A 17,890-nucleotide genomic window follows, 5' to 3' on the forward strand; every position below is an offset into this window, starting at 1 on the left:
TGTTACGAACAACTTACTCTATATATTAATTTACATACTCTTAATAGACGATATTTATGATTGTTTTTTCTTCTTTGCAAATTCGCCGTGGTGTCAGAGTGTTACTGGACAATGCCAGTGCAACCATTAATCCAGGGCAAAAGATTGGTCTAGTCGGTAAAAATGGCTGTGGCAAAACCACATTACTTGCTTTATTGAAGGGTGAACTTCAAGCTGAAGCAGGCAATGTTACCTATCCTAGTACATGGTCAATGGCATGGGTTAACCAAGAAACACCTGCACTTGATGTACCTGCTATTGATTATGTTATTGATGGCGATAGAGAATATCGCCAGTTAGAACAACGATTACAAAAAGCGAACGAAATAAATGACGGTCATGCTATCGCACTGATCCACGGGCAATTAGATGCAATTAATGCATGGACAATACAATCCCGTGCAGCAACCTTACTGAATGGTTTAGGTTTTAGTCAACAGCAGCTTAATGAACCTGTAAAATCATTTTCAGGTGGCTGGAGAATGCGTTTAAACTTAGCACAAGCGCTGATTTGTCGATCTGATTTACTGCTACTCGATGAACCAACCAACCACTTAGATTTAGATGCCGTTATTTGGCTAGAAAAATGGCTAAAAAGCTACACAGGCACACTTATTTTAATTTCCCATGACCGTGATTTTCTTGATCCTATCGTGGATAAAATCTTGCATATCGAGCAAGAAAAAATCTTTGAATATTCAGGCAACTACTCTTCGTTTGAAATGCAACGTGCCACCAAACTCGCACAACAACAAGCTTTGTTTGAAAATCAACAAGCCAAAATTGCACACTTACAGAGTTTTATAGATAGATTTAAAGCAAAAGCGACAAAAGCCAAACAAGCTCAAAGTCGTGTCAAAATGCTTGAGCGAATGGAAAAGGTTGCTCCTGCGCATTCAGATAACCCATTCCATTTTAGTTTCCGTCAACCCGAAAGCTTGCCTAATCCACTTTTATCAATGGAAAAAGTCAGCGCGGGTTATGGTGAAAAAATTATTCTTAATGATATCAAACTCAATTTAGTTCCCGGCTCGCGTATTGGATTATTAGGACGCAATGGTGCAGGTAAATCGACACTGATTAAATTACTTGCAGGTGAGATTGAACCGTTACAGGGAAAATTGGCACTTTCTAAAGGTATTAAGCTTGGTTATTTTGCCCAGCATCAATTAGAGTTTTTACGCTCAGATGAATCGGCACTACAACATTTAACTCGTTTAGCACCTAAAGAGACTGAACAAAAATTACGTGATTACTTGGGTGGTTTCGGCTTTCATGGCGATAAAGTCACAGATGCTTGTGGTCAATTCTCTGGGGGGGAAAAGGCGCGTTTGGTCTTATCACTTTTAGTTTGGCAACGTCCTAACTTGCTACTAATGGATGAACCGACAAACCACCTTGATCTAGATATGCGCCAAGCACTGACTCAAGCTTTAATTAGCTTTGAAGGCGCAATTGTTGTCGTATCGCATGATAGGCATTTATTACGCTCGACCACTGACGATCTCTATCTGGTGCACGATGGTCAAGTTGAGCCATTTGATGGTGATCTTGATGATTATCAACAGTGGTTAGTTGATCAAAACCGTCAAGAGACACAGGCAAATAAGAGCCAACAAGATAACGACAATACCACAACAACCGCCAATTTAAGTGCTCAAGATAAAAAAGAGCAAAAACGCAAAGAAGCGGAGTTTAGACAACAAACCCAGCCTCTACGCAAGAAACTCACAACATTAGAAAGTAAGATGGATAAATTAAGCCAAGAGCTTAGTGATATCGAAACAGCTCTTTCTGATAGTAGTATTTATGATACTAGCCGTAAAAATGAGCTTTCTGATTGCTTAAACCGACAAGGTGTTGCGAAATCCGCACTAGAAGAAGTGGAAATGGAGTGGATGGAGTTACAAGAAACACTGGAAGAAATGACAAACACATTTGAAGCCCAGTAATACAAGGCAATTCATTAAAAAAGGAACTATTTAAAGTGAAATAGTTCCTTTATTTTTGCCCTTCAATTCATTCTGAAAATTTATACAATTCATTTCACTTACGGTATTTATATCATTTTACAATAGCACGATTTACACAAAACATAATCTCACTCTATCTAGCAATAACCCAATAAAAATAACTATCTAACGTTTATTTTCTACCTATTTATATTAAGTAAGGGAAATAAATTCTTTCACGCTAAAGTTTTTAACATTCCAGCCGAATTAATCATTCTGCTAAGTGGACCTCCCACTTACCAACGAAAAGGCAAAGCTAATAGGTAGGGTTATGTTAAAACGAATTAAAATCTCTCAAGGTTTAATGTGTGTCCTGACTCTGTTTTGTATTATTCAGATCATTTCTGGAGTACAAAGCATTCACGATGCCTACCAGACTCAAAACACTCTTAAAAAAATTTCATACAGTTTCGATCAACTACGCACAATGGATAATACCTATGCGGAGTTGAATACATTACGTACTGATATTATTGCACAAGCATTTAGTTATATTTCAAATCCTCAAGCTGAGGATGCGAACATCACCACATTTATGCAAACCATGCCTGCACGTAAAGCACAAGTTGATGCATTGATGAATGAGTATGTTGAGCTATCAGCACAAACAGGTTTCGATCAGCAACGTATGGCTCAGATCAAACAACTCTATCAAAAGAGCCGAGCTGATCTTGATTTACTGGCGCAGTATTTAAGTGAACGTAACACTAACGCAGTTCGTTTAATTTTAAAAAGCCCAGCAAACACTAACTTCACCAATTCATTATATGAAGCCACCGACTTTATTACCGATGAAGTTGTGAATCCTTCAGTGATTGAAGCAGAAGGTAACTACCACAGCATGTTGTGGATAGCATCACTCTTTATGGGTATCTTCCTCATCTTTACCACCTTAGTACTTATTTGGATCCGCAAATACATCATTGTGCGCATTAACCAAATGATCATCTATCAAGAGGCAATTGCTAAAGGTGATCTAGTCAGTCGTATTGATAGCGACGTTTCAGGTAAGACTGAAATCGATCAACTCATGCTCGGCTTGCAGCAAATGCGTGCTCAATTAAAAGAGATGGTAAGCTCAATTCGAAATACTAGTGCAACTATTTACACTGGCGTACAAGAGATTGCTGCAGGTAATAATGATTTATCTAGTAGAACTGAAGAGCAAGCCAGTGCATTAGAAGAAACGGCATCCAGCATGGAGCAGATGACCGCAACTATTCGTAATAACACAGAAAGCGCTCGTGAAGTCACAGAGCTCGTTATGAGTACTGCTGATATTGCCGTTCAGGGTGGTGAGCATAGTAATAAGATGGTAATGACAATGACAGACATTGCCGATCGCTCACAAAAAATTGGTGAAATCACTGCGGTCATTGATGATATTGCTTTCCAAACCAATATATTAGCCCTTAACGCTGCTGTTGAAGCGGCTAGAGCGGGCGAACAAGGCCGTGGTTTCTCTGTGGTTGCAAGTGAAGTTCGTAACTTAGCACAACGTAGTGCGGAAGCGGCGAAAGAGATCAAAGAGCTAATTGAATCGACAATATTACGTGTTAGACAAGGTAATGATCTTGTTGAACAAGTGAGTTTATCAATGGGTGAGATTGTCACTTCTGTTAATCATGTTTCGGGTTCGATGAAAGAAATTTTATCTGCATCAGAAGAACAAACCCGCGGTATTGCACAGATCAGCCTTGCTGTTAATGAAATGGATAAAGCAACACAGCAAAATGCGGCGATGGTTGAACAATCAACGGCGGCCTCTGCCACATTAAGTGAACAAGCAAGTATGCTGGATACGATTGTGAATACATTCAAAGTTGAGCACGAAAAAGTTGCACCAACTAAAACTGAATTGCCTACATTCTCAGCTAAATCACAAGACACAGAAACACTTAAAACCCCAACAATAAAAACCAATAATCACGAAACAGACGATAATTGGGAAAGCTTTTAATGATACAACGCTCTCATACAATATCGTGTGAGAGAGTTGTGTAGAAAATAGCCCAAAACATATAACAAAACCTCTACCTACCATACTCCCAGTAATTTTTCTGGGAGTATTTTTGATCCCACCGCACATAAACACAAAAAAACAGATCGTTTTTTATACGAAACAAAAGCATTTTTTGAGAAAAATTAAGAGTGTTTATGAAAGCGACAATTTTATTTGTCTTATCATAAGATAAAAAGATAAATAAAAATAAAATATTGCTTATTATTATTTTAATATCCAACAAAACATTATTAATATTTATATTTTAACAATTAACACAAAAAATAAGTAAGATAATATACTTATAGGTTTTTCTATAAATCATTAGAAAATTTTAGCCATTAGCTGACAATCAAAGCTAAAAAAAGAAATATAAGTCGTCTTTACTATCAAACAGAGTAGCAAAGTTAAAGTTTTTAAATATTTAGCCGAATAAGTTTAATTGATAAATAGTTATCGCTCCTTGCTGTGTGTCCTACAAACCAATTAAATAGGTAAGGCTATGCTGAAACGAATAAAAATATCTAATGGCTTAATGTTTATCTTAATACTGTTTTGCGCCATTCAACTTTTTTCTGGTGCAATGAGTATCCGTGATGCGAGTTTAACAAATAAGCGGATCTCACAATTAGCGAATGGCTTTGAACAGATAAAAACGATGGATTATGGTTATGCTGAGTTAAATAAATTACGTGAAGATATGCTAAATGTTATGTTTGAAGCCCATCTCACACCCGATATTGCAGAAAGTAAAATTTCTGATTTCATTTCCTCTTATCCAAAAAGAAAACAAGAAATTACACGTATTATTACTGCATATTTCACAGCTACCGAAGAAGCAGATTTTGAGCCCGAAAAAATAGAGAGCATGAAAAAGCTCTTTAAACGTGTACTTTATGATCTTGACCAACTTGTATCATGTTTAGAAATTCGTGATTACTACGGCTTTCAATCTCTTTATGCACATAATACCAATGAACGCTTTACTCAATCCCTTTATGAAGCAACAGATTATCTCAGTGATAACGTTGTTACTCATGCAATAAAAGCAGCTCAAGGTAATTATGAACGTACCTTGATTTTAACTTTTGTCTTTATGTTTATTTTTATTCTTTTTACTGTCCTTGTTGTGCTTTGGATACGTCGAAATATTGTTTTACGTATCAATCAAATCGTGGATTATATGTCAGATATTTCTCAAGGAAATTTATTAGAAAATAAAAACATCACAGCAAAAGGGAATAATGAAATTGACCAATTAATTACAGGTATTCAATATATGCGTACTGAACTGTCATTAATTGTGAATGCAATTCGAGGAACAAGTCATCATATTTACACGGGAGTTCAAGAGTTATCAGCAGGCAATACCGATCTTTCTTGCCGTACTGAAGAACAAGCTAGCGCATTAGAAGAAACCGCATCTAGTATGGAACAACTCACAGCAACAGTAAGAAATAATACAGAAAGCGCTCGTGAAGTTTCACACCTGATTAGTCAGACCTCCAATATTGCCAGCAAAGGGGGCGATGTCACCAATAGAATGGTGAAAACGATGACTGATATTGCCGATAGCTCACAAAAAATTGGTGAAATCACCGCGGTTATCAATAGCATCGCTTTCCAAACCAATATTCTCTCGTTAAATGCTGCGGTTGAAGCCGCAAGAGCGGGTGAACAAGGTCGAGGTTTCTCAGTCGTTGCCACCGAAGTAAGAGAATTGGCACAACGCAGTGCCGAAGCTGCAAAGGAAATTAAAGAGTTAATTGATGCCTCTATTAGCCGTGTTCGTCATGGCAATGATCTGGTTGAGCAAGTTAGCATTTCTATGGGCGAAATACTAACATCCGTAAAACATGTTGAAGATTCAATGACTGAAATTTTATCTGCGTCAGAAGAGCAAACCCGAGGTATCACCCAAGTCTCTCTTGCGGTCACTGAAATGGATAAAGCAACACAGCAAAATGCGACGATGGTTGAACAATCTTCTGCTGTTGCCAGCTTATTGACTGAAGAAGCGGGTAATCTTGAACAAATTGTTGAGCAATTTAAAACGGCTGAAAGTGAACAGTTCAATAAAAAGACACAACATAAAGTAATAGAAAAACAATTCTCATCTGAAAAATCACTGCATACAAAAGATGAGAAGATGAAAAACACAGTCAAAGATGACGTGAAAGAGAGAAAATCAGCAAAAGGAACAGCGACTGTAAATGACGGTGAAGATGATGATTGGACAAGCTTTTAACTCATTGAGTTGCTCAGGATAAAAGCGTGATTTAGATAAACATAAAGACACCTATTTTTAGTAGGTGTCTTTTTCTTTTACTTCTTCAATAATGATAAATTAATGAAATACATTGATTGCACTAACTAAGTAATTAGTTTGTACTTTCATTTCACCTGAAATCATTGAGGCTTTAGAAACATAATTCGCATTTTCATGCGTAATCGATTCCAATTTTTCAACAGCGCGACCAAGTTCTTTTAAACCTGCACTCTGCTCTGATGATGCAAGACTGATTTCACCAATTAAATCAGTCACATTTTTAACATGTACTACAATATCTTCCATAGTTCCGACAGTTTCATTGACTTGCTTTGAGCCGACTTTGATATTGCTACTTGAATCACTGATCAGTGTTTTGATCTCTTTCGCAGCCTCTGCACTGCGCTGCGCCAATTCTCTGACTTCGGTGGCAACGACTGAGAAACCTCGACCTTGTTCCCCTGCTCTGGCAGCTTCTACGGATGCATTAAGTGCAAGGATATTAGTTTGAAAGGCAATGCTATCAATAACACCAATGATATTACTAATACGATCAGAACTCTTCGCAATATCATTCATTGTATTAACGATATTATCCATTGCACTACCTCCTTTTATCGCTGCCTCACAAGTGATATTAGAAAGGTTGTTTGCTTGCCCTGCCGTTTCACTATTACTACTTACCGCTGTCGTTAATTCATTCATCGTTGAGGCAGTTGCTTCAACATTGCTGGCAGTTTGCTCTGTTCTTACATACAGATCGCGATTACCTGCTGCTAATTGATCACAAGAGATGTCTACTTGATGTATTTGATGACTCACATCACTGACTAACCAACGAAACATACGCCCTAATTGATTAACTGAACGCTGTGTCATACCCACTTCGTCGATGCGATTTATATATGTAACGTTATGCTCATCGCCAGTTGCAACTCGATTCGCTTGCTCATTCAGTAGTCTAATTGGCTTAACAATCTGAAAATAGAGAATACGTTCATTTGCCATCAGTAATACCAACAAAATCGCAATATGCATAAAAAGAGCATAACCCGATAAACCAGCAAACCATGCACTCAACAACATAAAAGGTAGAGGTAAGAGTATTAAAAGACGGAGCCGTTTTTTTAATGAAATTGTCTGATTCCATGAGCGCCAACGTTGCCATCCTTTATAAACAAAAGCGCCTTTTAAAAACATGTGTGAAGGATACTTACCTTGATTAAACGCAGCGTAAAGCGCTGAGGCTTGTGCTATTTCCTCTTTTCTTGCAGAAGTCCTTACCGACATAAAACTTTGAATTTTACCCTGACGTATAATAGGGGTGATATTCGCTCTTACCCAATAGTAATCCCCATTTTTACGCCGATTCTTCACGATCCCAGTCCAAACCTCTCCTTGTTTTAACGTTTTCCACATATCCTTAAAAACTGCTGAAGGGATATCTGGATGTCGGACAATATTGTGGGGTTGTCCCACTAGTTCTTCCACTGAAAACCCACTGGCTTCGACAAAGTCCTCGTTGGCATAAATAATATTGCCATCAAGATCTGTCGTCGACATCAGTGTTGCGTTTTCAGATACCGGGTATTCTCGCTGTGTCACCGGTTGATTGTTACGCATTAGTTACTCTCCTCGACATTGAAATTAAAACATCTCAACAAAAAAAGACTGCCTAAATAACTATCGTTTCGGCCGTTAGGAGAATAACTTTAGTAATAAGTGTAAATACCTATGTTTAAATATTAATTTTTTGAATCAGTTCAAATTTTTTAATTATCTAGGCTATTAATTAATGCCTGTGAGCTTAGCACTAATGTCTTCGCACACTCATCACATTTCTTTAATAACGCCATAAAAATAAGGTCAGTAATCGTGTTTTGTGCTGTGCGTGAAGAGATTGAAGCGCTTCGCCACTCACCTTCATCCGCAATTGTTTCTAATATATAATCAGAAATTCTTCCTAATGGAGAGTGTTTTTCTCCTGTAATAGCAATGATTTTTGCTCCCTGTTTTTTAGCTACAGAAGCCGCAACTAACATATCTTTTCTTTTGCCACTATAAGAAATAACTATCTGTAAATCTTTTGGACTTAACATTTGGGCAACAGATATCTGAACATGGTGATCTGTTTCAATCAGCGTGGTTATTCCTATTTTTTGTAATTTATAGCTTAAATCTCTTGCGACTAATCCTGAACCACCAATACCAATAATCTGAACTCGCTGAGCTTCATCAATAAGCTGGATCACCTTTTCAAAATGGAGGTAATTAATTTGGCGAGTTGTATCGCAAATTGAATTATTTTTCTCTTGAGCAAGTTTTTGTGCGATAACCACTAAGCTATCTTCAGAGCCTATTTGATTATGTAATAGGCTAGGATTTGCCCCTGAATTCGCGTTCTTTCGACCTAGCTCTTCACTAATGGCGAGTTTCAAAGAAGGAAAGCCTTTGAATCCTATTTTTTGACTAAATTTAACAATAGCAGATTGACTCACCCCCATTGTTTCAGCAAGTTGCTGTGACGATAAAGTGATTGTTTTTTCTGGATTATCTAAAATGTAGTCTGCTATTTTTCGCTGATTTGTAGCCATGCCCGGCTTTATCCAGGCAATTTTCGTTAATGTCGGCATAATGACAATATCCACTTCGAGTACTATATAGTTATATGGAGTAATTCTTGGTACAGTATTTAATACCTAAAAAAATTAATTTCTTAGAATAAAATCAATTAAAAAGAGATAATGAACAACAATAAAGTATAGAAAAAATCACCTTATTATTGGAATACTTGTTTTTATAATAGTTTTATAATTATTTTTTCAATCGGAACAATGCTCATCAGTCCTTATATTTATAATACTTAATTTATTCCTCTCTTTATTTTAAATAATAATTTATTCTTTTAGGTCAATAGAACGATATAGACTTAATCTATTTATTCTTAATAAATTTTTATTTTCAAACACCTACATTCATTTAATAACAATTCAAAAACATAAACGTAATAAAAATCACTTTAATAGAAACAGTAAAAAGAATAAATAATTTCTATATAAAATAGTTATTTTTCCATTTTAATAGTGTTAATAATGAGAAATAAAAAATCAAATAGTTGAATAAAGAGATCTATATAATGACTAAAAAAATCAGTCATCACTTTATACAAGAGAGTACTTTAACATGAATGATTGTATCAGTGGACGGTCGTAGATCTCTCTTTTTATAGAGGAATACTCTTTTTTTGACACACATCAAGAGAGATCATTTCAACAAATCTTAAAAAACATCATTTAAATCAAAAAAGTTTGGTTAACCATTGATTTATACCTATTTTCTGAAATTACTCTATCCAAATCAAAGGGACGCAGAGCGCCGTTAATAATCCCATTGAAATATTAAAAATAAACCAAGACCTTCTGCTTTGTAAAAATAAGCTGATTAAGGTTCCCCCTAAAATCCAAACAATGCCTGCAACAAAATTCACTATCACCATCACAATACTCATCGCAATAATTGAACTAAAATAGGCATCACCAGATAAACTAAAACTCCCAACAGCCCCTAATCCCATCATCCACGCTTTAGGATTGAGAAATTGCAATAATCCGCCTTGAAACCAACTTACTGCTTGTGACGTTTTTGCTGGGATATCTAAACGCTGATAAGATGATGTCGCTGTTTTCCAAGCAAGCCAAAGTAAGTATGCACTCCCGATTATCTTTAATCCTATATGCAATGCAGGATAAATAATCAGTAATGCAGCCACACCAAATGCCGAGCTAAGTAAAACACATTGCATTCCCAGCATAATACCCACCATAAGCTTTAGTGAGCCTTTAAAACCGACATTAGCACCTGATGAAGTCAGTAATAAGTTGTTGGGTCCAGGTGTGATAGCGGCAATAAACAAGAAAATAGTTAAAGAAAAAATAAGGCTAATTGTCATGGCGAGAGCTCAAAGATGTGACAGATGTTTTATTTTCACCGAAAATAGCAGTATGTTATTTAGCAAACAAGTGTTAATTCATTTTGATAGACGGGAAATATGTCTCAATACTTTAATCCAATGCGTTGGGCTAAAAATCCACATTTACAAACGCTTTTACCAAGAATAGTGCGTAGAACACCACTATTAACGCCTTATTGGCAACGACTAAACCTTCCTGATAATGATTTTGTCGATTTGGCATGGAGTGAAGATCCTAAAATGGCTCTCGATAAACCAAGGTTAGTGATCTTTCATGGTTTAGAAGGAAGCTTTAGCAGTCCTTATGTTCATGGCATGTTATCAGCAGCAAAAGAGAGAGGCTGGCTAAGTGTTGTAATGCATTTTAGAGGATGTAGTGGCGAGCCCAATAGACAAAAACGCATCTATCACTCAGGTGAAACCGAAGATGCTCGCTACTTTTTAAATTGGCTAAAAAAGGAGTTTGGTGAACAACCAACAGCTGCTGTCGGCTACTCTCTTGGAGGTAACATGCTCGCTTATTACCTTGCTGAAAGTGGTGAAAATGCCGTAGTAGATGCAGCAGTTATTGTATCAGCACCATTAATGTTAGAGCCTTGTTCAACTAAAATTGAGCATGGTTTTTCCCGTTTTTATCAATGGTATCTATTAAAAGGACTAAAAAATAACGCGACACGTAAACTGATCCGCTATCCTGAATCATTGCCAATTAGTTTGTTGACAATAAAATCCATCAAAAAACTACGCCAATTTGACGATCTAATTACCTCTAAAATTCATGGATTTAAAGATGCCCTAGATTACTATCGCCAATGCAGTGCCTTGCCTTTATTAAATAAAATAAAGAAAACGACACTGATCATTCACGCTAAAGATGATCCTTTTATGTCTGCAGATGTTATTCCTGATATCACAACACTACCCAATAATATTGAGTATCAACTTACTGAATTTGGCGGGCATGTGGGTTTTGTCAGTGGCAAGCTTTCTAAGCCCGTGATGTGGCTTGAAAATCGGATACCTGACTGGTTATCCGCTTATTTGGAGAAAACCAAATGATAATACCTTGGAACGAACTTTCCACAGAAACCCTAGACAATCTTATTGAAAGTTTCGTTTTACGAGAAGGCACTGATTATGGTATCCAAGAAAAGACGCTTGAACAAAAAGTCGCCGATGTAAAAAAACAACTTAAATCTGGTGAAGCCGTGTTAGTTTGGTCAGAACTTCATGAAAGCGTCAATATTATGCCTGCATCGCAATTTCGCTCTGATTAATCACTCCAGAGCGCAATATTGCCACCAATAAGGGCTAACCTTATTTTGCAAAAGGATAACCTATGTCAGTCAAACATCCTATCATCGCGGTTACTGGCTCAAGTGGAGCAGGAACGACTACCACGAGCCAAGCTTTTCGTAAGATATTCCAACAACTTAATGCACATTCTGCTTTAATTGATGGAGATAGTTTTCATCGCTATACTCGCCCTGAAATGGATATGGCGATAAGAAAAGCCAAAGAACAAGGGCGACATATTAGCTATTTTGGCCCTGAAGCAAATGATTTTAGCCTACTGAGTTCCACATTCAGCCACTATAGCGAAACAGGACAAGGCCAATCACGTAAATATTTACACTCTTATGATGAAGCAACTCCCTACAATCAATTGCCAGGGACTTTTACACCATGGGAATCATTACCTAATAATACCGATGTACTCTTTTATGAAGGATTACACGGAGGTGTTGTCACTGATGAACATGATGTCGCACAGCATGTTGATTTATTAGTGGGCGTTGTTCCTATCGTTAACCTTGAGTGGATACAAAAACTTATCCGAGATACAACCGAACGGGGCCACTCACAAGAAGCCGTAAGAGATTCAGTGGTGCGTTCAATGGATGATTATATTAACTATATTATTCCTCAATTCTCACGCACTCACATTAACTTCCAACGCGTTCCGACCGTTGATACTTCGAACCCTTTTTCTGCCAAAGCAATTCCCACTCTTGATGAAAGCTTTATTGTTATTCGTTTTCGTGGCTTAACTGATATTGATTTTCCCTATTTACTTGCGATGTTACATGGCTCGTTTATGTCAACAATAAACACTATTGTTGTACCGGGTGGTAAATTAGGATTAGCGATGGAATTAATTATGGCACCATTAGTCAAAAAATTATTAAATGGCGAAAAGATAAGTTAACCAAAATAAAATTTATCTCTATAAAAATAATATCCCTTAATTAATGGGATATTATTTTTCAAATTAAACTTTATTTTAAAATATCAAATTTAGTCAGCATCTTTTATTTCAAATGAATGCGTAATATTGGCTGCTTTTCCTAACATTAGAGAAACAGAACAATATTTTTCTGCGGATAATTGAACTGCTCGTTCTACGATTTTATCCGTTAATTCTTTACCTGAAACAATAAAATGTAAATTAATATCAGTAAATAAACGAGGTGCTTCTTCGCGTCGCTCTGATGTTAATTTCACTTCACAATCAGTCACTTGGTGACGACCTTTACGTAAAATACTCACGACATCAATAGCGCTACATCCACCCGCAGCAATTAATACCATTTCCATTGGGCTTGGGGCTTTATCACCCGAATTCCCATCCATCATCATTTGATGGCCTGATGAAGATTCGCCGACAAAAGATAAATCTTCAACCCACTTAACTCGCGCTTCCATTTATTTTCCCCCTAAAGATAACAGAAACTAAAAGAGTACATTCTCATAATTCAACTAGCAATTAGCAAATAGGTTTATTATGCTGACTGCGTAAAACGAGACTTAATGCACTAATTGTGTTAAAAACAATATCTGCTTGATGATAGTGGTTAAGATCAATGCATTATTTTCTCATTTATTATAATCTACTCCATATTAACTTACCGTGTTCTCAGGAAGTTAATAGGTAAAGATAGGATTTTTAAGCACGCTGTCTCAAAAGGGAACCTATCCGTTTTGAAAGGCTGCATTTAACGTACAGAGGATAACGCGAATGGTTCTCGGCAAGCCGCAAACAGACCCGACTCTTGAATGGTTTTTGTCACACTGCCATATTCACAAATATCCATCCAAGAGCACGCTGATCCACCAAGGTGAGAAAGCGGAAACACTTTATTATATTGTTAAAGGTTCCGTGGCTGTTCTTATTAAAGATGAAGAAGGAAAAGAAATGATCCTCTCCTACCTAAATCAGGGGGATTTCATCGGTGAACTTGGATTATTTGAAGAAGATCAAGAACGTAGTGCATGGGTTCGAGCAAAAACAGCCTGTGAAGTAGCAGAAATTTCCTATAAAAAATTCCGCCAATTAATTCAGGTTAACCCTGATATTCTGATGCGCCTTTCTGCTCAAATGGCGAACAGATTACAAACAACATCAGAAAAAGTAGGCAACCTTGCTTTCCTTGATGTAACAGGTCGTATTGCACAAACCTTATTAAACTTAGCAAAACAACCCGATGCAATGACGCATCCTGATGGCATGCAAATTAAAATTACACGTCAGGAAATTGGTCAAATCGTTGGTTGTTCACGCGAAACTGTAGGTCGTATTCTGAAAATGCTAGAAGATCAAAATTTGATCTCCGCACACGGTAAAACTATCGTCGTTTACGGGACTCGCTAAGTTTCCCCACTCGAAACAAACAATAGCCCATAACAGGGCTATTGATATACTTTTTGTGTAAACCCCATCCTTATTGATGGGGTTTTTAATTGATACTATCCTTTTACAAATTCTGCAATAGCCGCTTTCAATGCCACCATGCCTTCTTGCAGTTCTTCTTGAGTAATAATTAACGACGGTGTAAAACGCATCACGTCAGCCCCTGCGTTTAACATCATTAAGCCATGTTTAGCAGCAAGACCGAGTAACTCTTTGGCTTTACCTTCATATTGTGGCGCTAATTGCGCTCCTATCAATAAACCTTGTCCACGGATTTGCGAAAAGACCTGGTACGTTTGATTGATTGCCGCCAGTTCATCCACAATCCATTGATAGCGCTTTTCTACACCCCCAAGTACCTCAGGTGTATTAATTAAATCAAATGCGACATTGCCCACTGCACAAGCTAATGGATTGCCACCATAGGTTGTACCATGCGTTCCAACACCCATTGCGGAAGCTATCTCATATGTTGTTAACATCGCACTGAGTGGAAAACCACTTCCCAGCGCTTTGGCGGTTGTAATAATGTCCGGTGTCACATCATAGTTCATATAGGCAAACAGTTTACCTGTACGCCCTATACCTGTTTGTACTTCATCAAGAACAAGCAGAGCTTGATGCTTATCGCACAGCTCACGTAGCCCCCGCATAAACTCAGGTGTTGCTGCTGTTACCCCACCTTCACCTTGAACTGGCTCTAAAACAACGGCACAAGTGTGGTCATCCATAACCGCTTTAACGGCATCTAAATCATTAAACGGTACATGCACGATATCGGCAGGCTTAGGACCAAAACCATCCGCATATTTAGGTTGTCCACCAACCGATACTGTAAACAGCGTTCTGCCATGAAATGCATTGTGAAAGGCAATAATTTTAGTTTTATAAGGGCTATGACGAGTAACGGCATAATGGCGAGCCAATTTAAATGCGGCTTCATTTGCTTCTGCACCCGAATTGGCAAAAAAGACACGTTCTGCAAATGTGTTATCTATTAATTTTTGAGCTAAACGTAATGCAGGTTCATTCGTAAAAATATTACTGACGTGCCAAAGTTGCTCACTTTGTTCTTTCAAGGCTTGATTTAGAGCTGGATGAGCATGTCCTAGTGCTAAAACCGCAATACCACCAGCAAAATCGATATACGATTTCCCTTGCTGATCCCAAACACGGCTACCCATCCCTTTGACAGGAATAAATTCTGCGGGTGAATAAATTGGCAACATTACTTGATCGTATGTTGCCCTGTTCATGCTTTGATTTGTCATTACCCCACCTGATCGTTATCCATATTCAATATGAAAATATAATCACTAAATATGAATAAAAAATCAAATGTGGTTTTGTATAAAAAGACGTTATTTCACTATTTAAATGCTATCCATTTAATATTTAAGGAAATTATTTAATAGCTCATGCCCTTGTTCACTTAAAATACTTTCCGGGTGAAATTGAACCCCTTCAATTGGCAGTGTACGATGGCGAATTCCCATAATTTCATCAACATTTCCATCATGTTGGCTCCATGCCGTCACTTCAAAAGGTACTGGTAATGTTGTCGCATCAATCACTAAAGAGTGGTAACGCGTCACACTTAAAGGTCGATTAAGTCCCTTAAAAACACCTTGTTGATTATGATGTATTAATGAATTTTTACCATGCATCACTTCTCGTGCTCTGATAACCGATGCACCAAAAGCTTGCCCTATCGCTTGATGTCCAAGACAAACCCCAAGAATAGGAATTTCACCGGCAAACCGCTGTATAGCCTCAAGAGAGATCCCAGCTTCATCAGGGGTACAAGGTCCTGGCGAGATAACAAGATGTGCTGGCATCATCTTTTCTATCTCTTTAAGTCCGATCTCATCATTACGCTTAACAACAACCTCAGCACCCAATTCACAGAAATACTGATAGAGGTTGTAGGTAAACGAGTCGTAATTATCAATAAGTAACAGCATATTAGCCTATCCGACTGATTTTCTTATCATTATCTATTTTATTACTATTTTAAAGCGAGTGTAGATTTGCCAAAATAGTTCGTTGTTTAACCGACTTGGGTACAACAAAGCCGATTATCATAGCACAGGTATAAAATATGAATAGTAAGCAAGAAGACCTGCTGATTTATTGCGCAATAACAAGAATGACGGTAATTGATGATGAATAGAGTGATTAATAGCGCAGTGAATACTTATTACAGGAGATCACACAAAAAAAGGAAGGATAAAAAATATTTTTTTCGTACTAAAAATCCCGGAATGAAAACATTCATTCCGGTTTATATGCATTTTATCTTATCAGAATAAGTGGATATCCTATCCCAATAATGCGTTTATTGTTTTACGACTTCCGCAGATAAAATTGTGACTGTTTTTACTGGCACATTTTGATAAGGCCCAATATTACGAGTTGGAGTTTGTGAAATTTTATCGACTACATCCATTCCTTTCACAACTTGGCCAAATACGGCATAGCCAAAATCACGTTGGCCGTGATCTAAAAATGCATTGTCAGCCACATTAATAAAGAATTGGCTGGTGGCGCTGTCTTTATCTGACGTGCGCGCCATGGCAATAGAACCTTTTATATTGCGTAATCCATTGTCGGCTTCATTCTTAATTGGCGCTCTGGTTTGTTTTTGCTGTAAATCAGCAGTAAAGCCACCGCCTTGAACCATAAAACCAGGAATAACACGATGAAAAGTGGTGCCGTTATAGTACCCATCTTCGACATACTGAATAAAATTTTTCGTTGTAATTGGGGCTTTTTTATTATCCAGTGATATTTCAATATTGCCTTCAGAGGTGACTAATTTAACGAAGGTTTCTCCCGTTGCCATTGCAAAAGTCGCTGTTGTTAAAGTGCAAGCGGTAACGAAGGTGACAAGAAAACGTTTTAACATGCAGGGATCCTTTACTTTAATAGTCTACAACTTACTTAATATGCAGCGATTCTAATTCGCTGAGGTAAATAGTGCCAATCATTTACCTTTATTTACGCTCAATAAGCCTAATTACGTTATAACAGGGTAAATTTTAATTTTTAAGCACTGTTATAAGTCATTAAATTGCGCCAAAATAGAGCAAATAAATATTTTAAATATTCATTTTCATGCGAAATCGAAATGAGTATGCATGAAAAGCCGCATTATTTCAGAGAGGTTTATACCATAATGACCCAATTTAACTACCAAAAAGCACATTTCATTATCAGTGCGCCTGATATCCGTCATTTACCACTAGATACAGGAATTGAAATTGCCTTTGCGGGTCGCTCTAATGCCGGTAAATCCAGTGCTTTAAATGCATTAACCCAACAAAATGGATTAGCCAGAACCAGTAAAACACCAGGCCGTACTCAATTAATCAACCTTTTCCAAATTGAAGAAGGTTTACGCTTAGTCGATTTACCCGGCTACGGCTATGCTCAAGTTCCTGAAGAAATGAAACGTAAATGGCAACGCTCTTTAGGTGAATACCTACAAAAAAGAGAATGCCTAAAAGGTGTCGTTATTTTAATGGATATTCGTCATCCATTAAAAGATCTCGATATGCAAATGATTGACTGGGCTGTAGGCTCAGAGCTTCCTACTCTCGTTTTACTGACTAAAGCAGATAAACTCGCATCAGGTGCGCGTAAAAAGCAGTTAATGAGCGTGCGTGAAGAGCTAGCAAATAAAGTAGGCGATATCCGCGTAGAATATTTTTCATCATTGAAAAAAATTGGCATTGATAAGCTACGTAACACACTTAATGAATGGTTTTCAGGTTCAGAAGAACAACCTACAAATGATCATAACGCTTAATTATCTTCTTTTTTCTCAACGATAGCGTTCTGCTCTTCTATTGATAAAAGGGGAAATCACTTTTCCCTTTCACTTCTCGCACAGACCACTCCTGTG

Annotated in this window: 15 protein-coding genes; 8 read left to right on the forward strand and 7 right to left on the reverse strand. The window is 37.4% G+C overall.

The window, feature by feature from the left end:
- Positions 1-56: 56 nt before the first annotated feature.
- The 3 genes from GWJ01_RS00880 (at position 57) to GWJ01_RS00890 (ending at position 6,301) form a co-directional block, all read left to right on the forward strand.
- Positions 57-1,991, forward strand: coding sequence for an ABC transporter ATP-binding protein (locus tag GWJ01_RS00880; RefSeq protein WP_161710590.1), 1,935 nt, complete (start codon positions 57-59; stop codon positions 1,989-1,991).
- Positions 1,992-2,322: 331 nt separating this feature from the next.
- On the forward strand, positions 2,323-4,011 hold the full coding sequence (locus tag GWJ01_RS00885; protein WP_109401565.1) for a methyl-accepting chemotaxis protein: 1,689 nt from the start codon (positions 2,323-2,325) through the stop codon (positions 4,009-4,011).
- A gap of 544 nt (positions 4,012-4,555) precedes the next feature.
- The gene (locus GWJ01_RS00890; protein ID WP_109395004.1) at positions 4,556-6,301 is read left to right on the forward strand and encodes a methyl-accepting chemotaxis protein; all 1,746 of its coding nucleotides are present in this window, start codon (positions 4,556-4,558) and stop codon (positions 6,299-6,301) included.
- A gap of 99 nt (positions 6,302-6,400) precedes the next feature.
- Here the strand turns inward: GWJ01_RS00890 and GWJ01_RS00895 are convergent, their stop codons facing one another.
- From GWJ01_RS00895 to GWJ01_RS00905, 3 genes are all read right to left on the reverse strand, one after another.
- A complete protein-coding gene (locus GWJ01_RS00895; RefSeq protein ID WP_109395005.1) occupies positions 6,401-7,945 on the reverse strand; it encodes a methyl-accepting chemotaxis protein in 1,545 nt (514 codons plus the stop codon).
- Positions 7,946-8,094: 149 nt separating this feature from the next.
- Positions 8,095-8,955 (reverse strand): SIS domain-containing protein, encoded by an 861-nt coding sequence (locus GWJ01_RS00900; protein WP_161710591.1) that lies wholly within the window; start codon positions 8,953-8,955, stop codon positions 8,095-8,097.
- A 710-nt stretch (positions 8,956-9,665) separates the two neighbouring features.
- On the reverse strand, positions 9,666-10,271 hold the full coding sequence (locus tag GWJ01_RS00905) for a LysE family translocator (protein WP_109395007.1): 606 nt from the start codon (positions 10,269-10,271) through the stop codon (positions 9,666-9,668).
- A 99-nt stretch (positions 10,272-10,370) separates the two neighbouring features.
- Between GWJ01_RS00905 and GWJ01_RS00910 the strand changes: the two genes are divergently transcribed.
- From GWJ01_RS00910 to GWJ01_RS00920, 3 genes are all read left to right on the forward strand, one after another.
- Positions 10,371-11,351, forward strand: a complete 981-nt coding sequence (locus tag GWJ01_RS00910) for a hydrolase (RefSeq protein ID WP_109395008.1) — start codon at positions 10,371-10,373, stop codon at positions 11,349-11,351.
- Positions 11,348-11,569, forward strand: a complete 222-nt coding sequence (locus GWJ01_RS00915; protein ID WP_036933921.1) for a YheU family protein — start codon at positions 11,348-11,350, stop codon at positions 11,567-11,569. Before GWJ01_RS00910 ends, GWJ01_RS00915 begins: the two co-directional genes overlap by 4 nt.
- Before the next feature lie 62 nt (positions 11,570-11,631).
- A complete protein-coding gene (locus tag GWJ01_RS00920; protein ID WP_072068774.1) occupies positions 11,632-12,501 on the forward strand; it encodes a phosphoribulokinase in 870 nt (289 codons plus the stop codon).
- An 89-nt stretch (positions 12,502-12,590) separates the two neighbouring features.
- On the opposite strand, the gene GWJ01_RS00925 is transcribed toward GWJ01_RS00920, so the two are convergent.
- Positions 12,591-12,998 carry an OsmC family protein gene (locus GWJ01_RS00925; protein ID WP_109395009.1) on the reverse strand — a complete coding sequence of 136 codons (408 nt, stop codon included), beginning with the start codon at positions 12,996-12,998 and terminating at the stop codon, positions 12,591-12,593.
- 313 nt (positions 12,999-13,311) lie between these two features.
- Between GWJ01_RS00925 and crp the strand changes: the two genes are divergently transcribed.
- Complete coding sequence (gene crp / locus GWJ01_RS00930; protein WP_004246872.1) at positions 13,312-13,944, forward strand: cAMP-activated global transcriptional regulator CRP; 633 nt, start codon at positions 13,312-13,314, stop codon at positions 13,942-13,944.
- Between the two features lie 95 nt (positions 13,945-14,039).
- On the opposite strand, the gene argD is transcribed toward crp, so the two are convergent.
- The 3 genes from argD to ppiA form a co-directional block, all read right to left on the reverse strand.
- Positions 14,040-15,254 carry a bifunctional acetylornithine/succinyldiaminopimelate transaminase gene (argD, locus tag GWJ01_RS00935; protein ID WP_161710592.1) on the reverse strand — a complete coding sequence of 405 codons (1,215 nt, stop codon included), beginning with the start codon at positions 15,252-15,254 and terminating at the stop codon, positions 14,040-14,042.
- Positions 15,255-15,371: 117 nt separating this feature from the next.
- A complete protein-coding gene (locus tag GWJ01_RS00940) occupies positions 15,372-15,947 on the reverse strand; it encodes an aminodeoxychorismate synthase component II (protein ID WP_036933913.1) in 576 nt (191 codons plus the stop codon).
- A gap of 374 nt (positions 15,948-16,321) precedes the next feature.
- Positions 16,322-16,891, reverse strand: coding sequence for a peptidylprolyl isomerase A (gene ppiA / locus GWJ01_RS00945; RefSeq protein WP_109395011.1), 570 nt, complete (start codon positions 16,889-16,891; stop codon positions 16,322-16,324).
- Between the two features lie 270 nt (positions 16,892-17,161).
- Between ppiA and yihA the strand changes: the two genes are divergently transcribed.
- Complete coding sequence (gene yihA, locus GWJ01_RS00950; RefSeq protein ID WP_109401567.1) at positions 17,162-17,794, forward strand: ribosome biogenesis GTP-binding protein YihA/YsxC; 633 nt, start codon at positions 17,162-17,164, stop codon at positions 17,792-17,794.
- Positions 17,795-17,890: the final 96 nt, after the last annotated feature.

Origin of the sequence: Proteus sp. G2618, assembly GCF_009915995.1 — a bacterium.
Classification (GTDB): Bacteria; Pseudomonadota; Gammaproteobacteria; order Enterobacterales; family Enterobacteriaceae; genus Proteus; species Proteus terrae.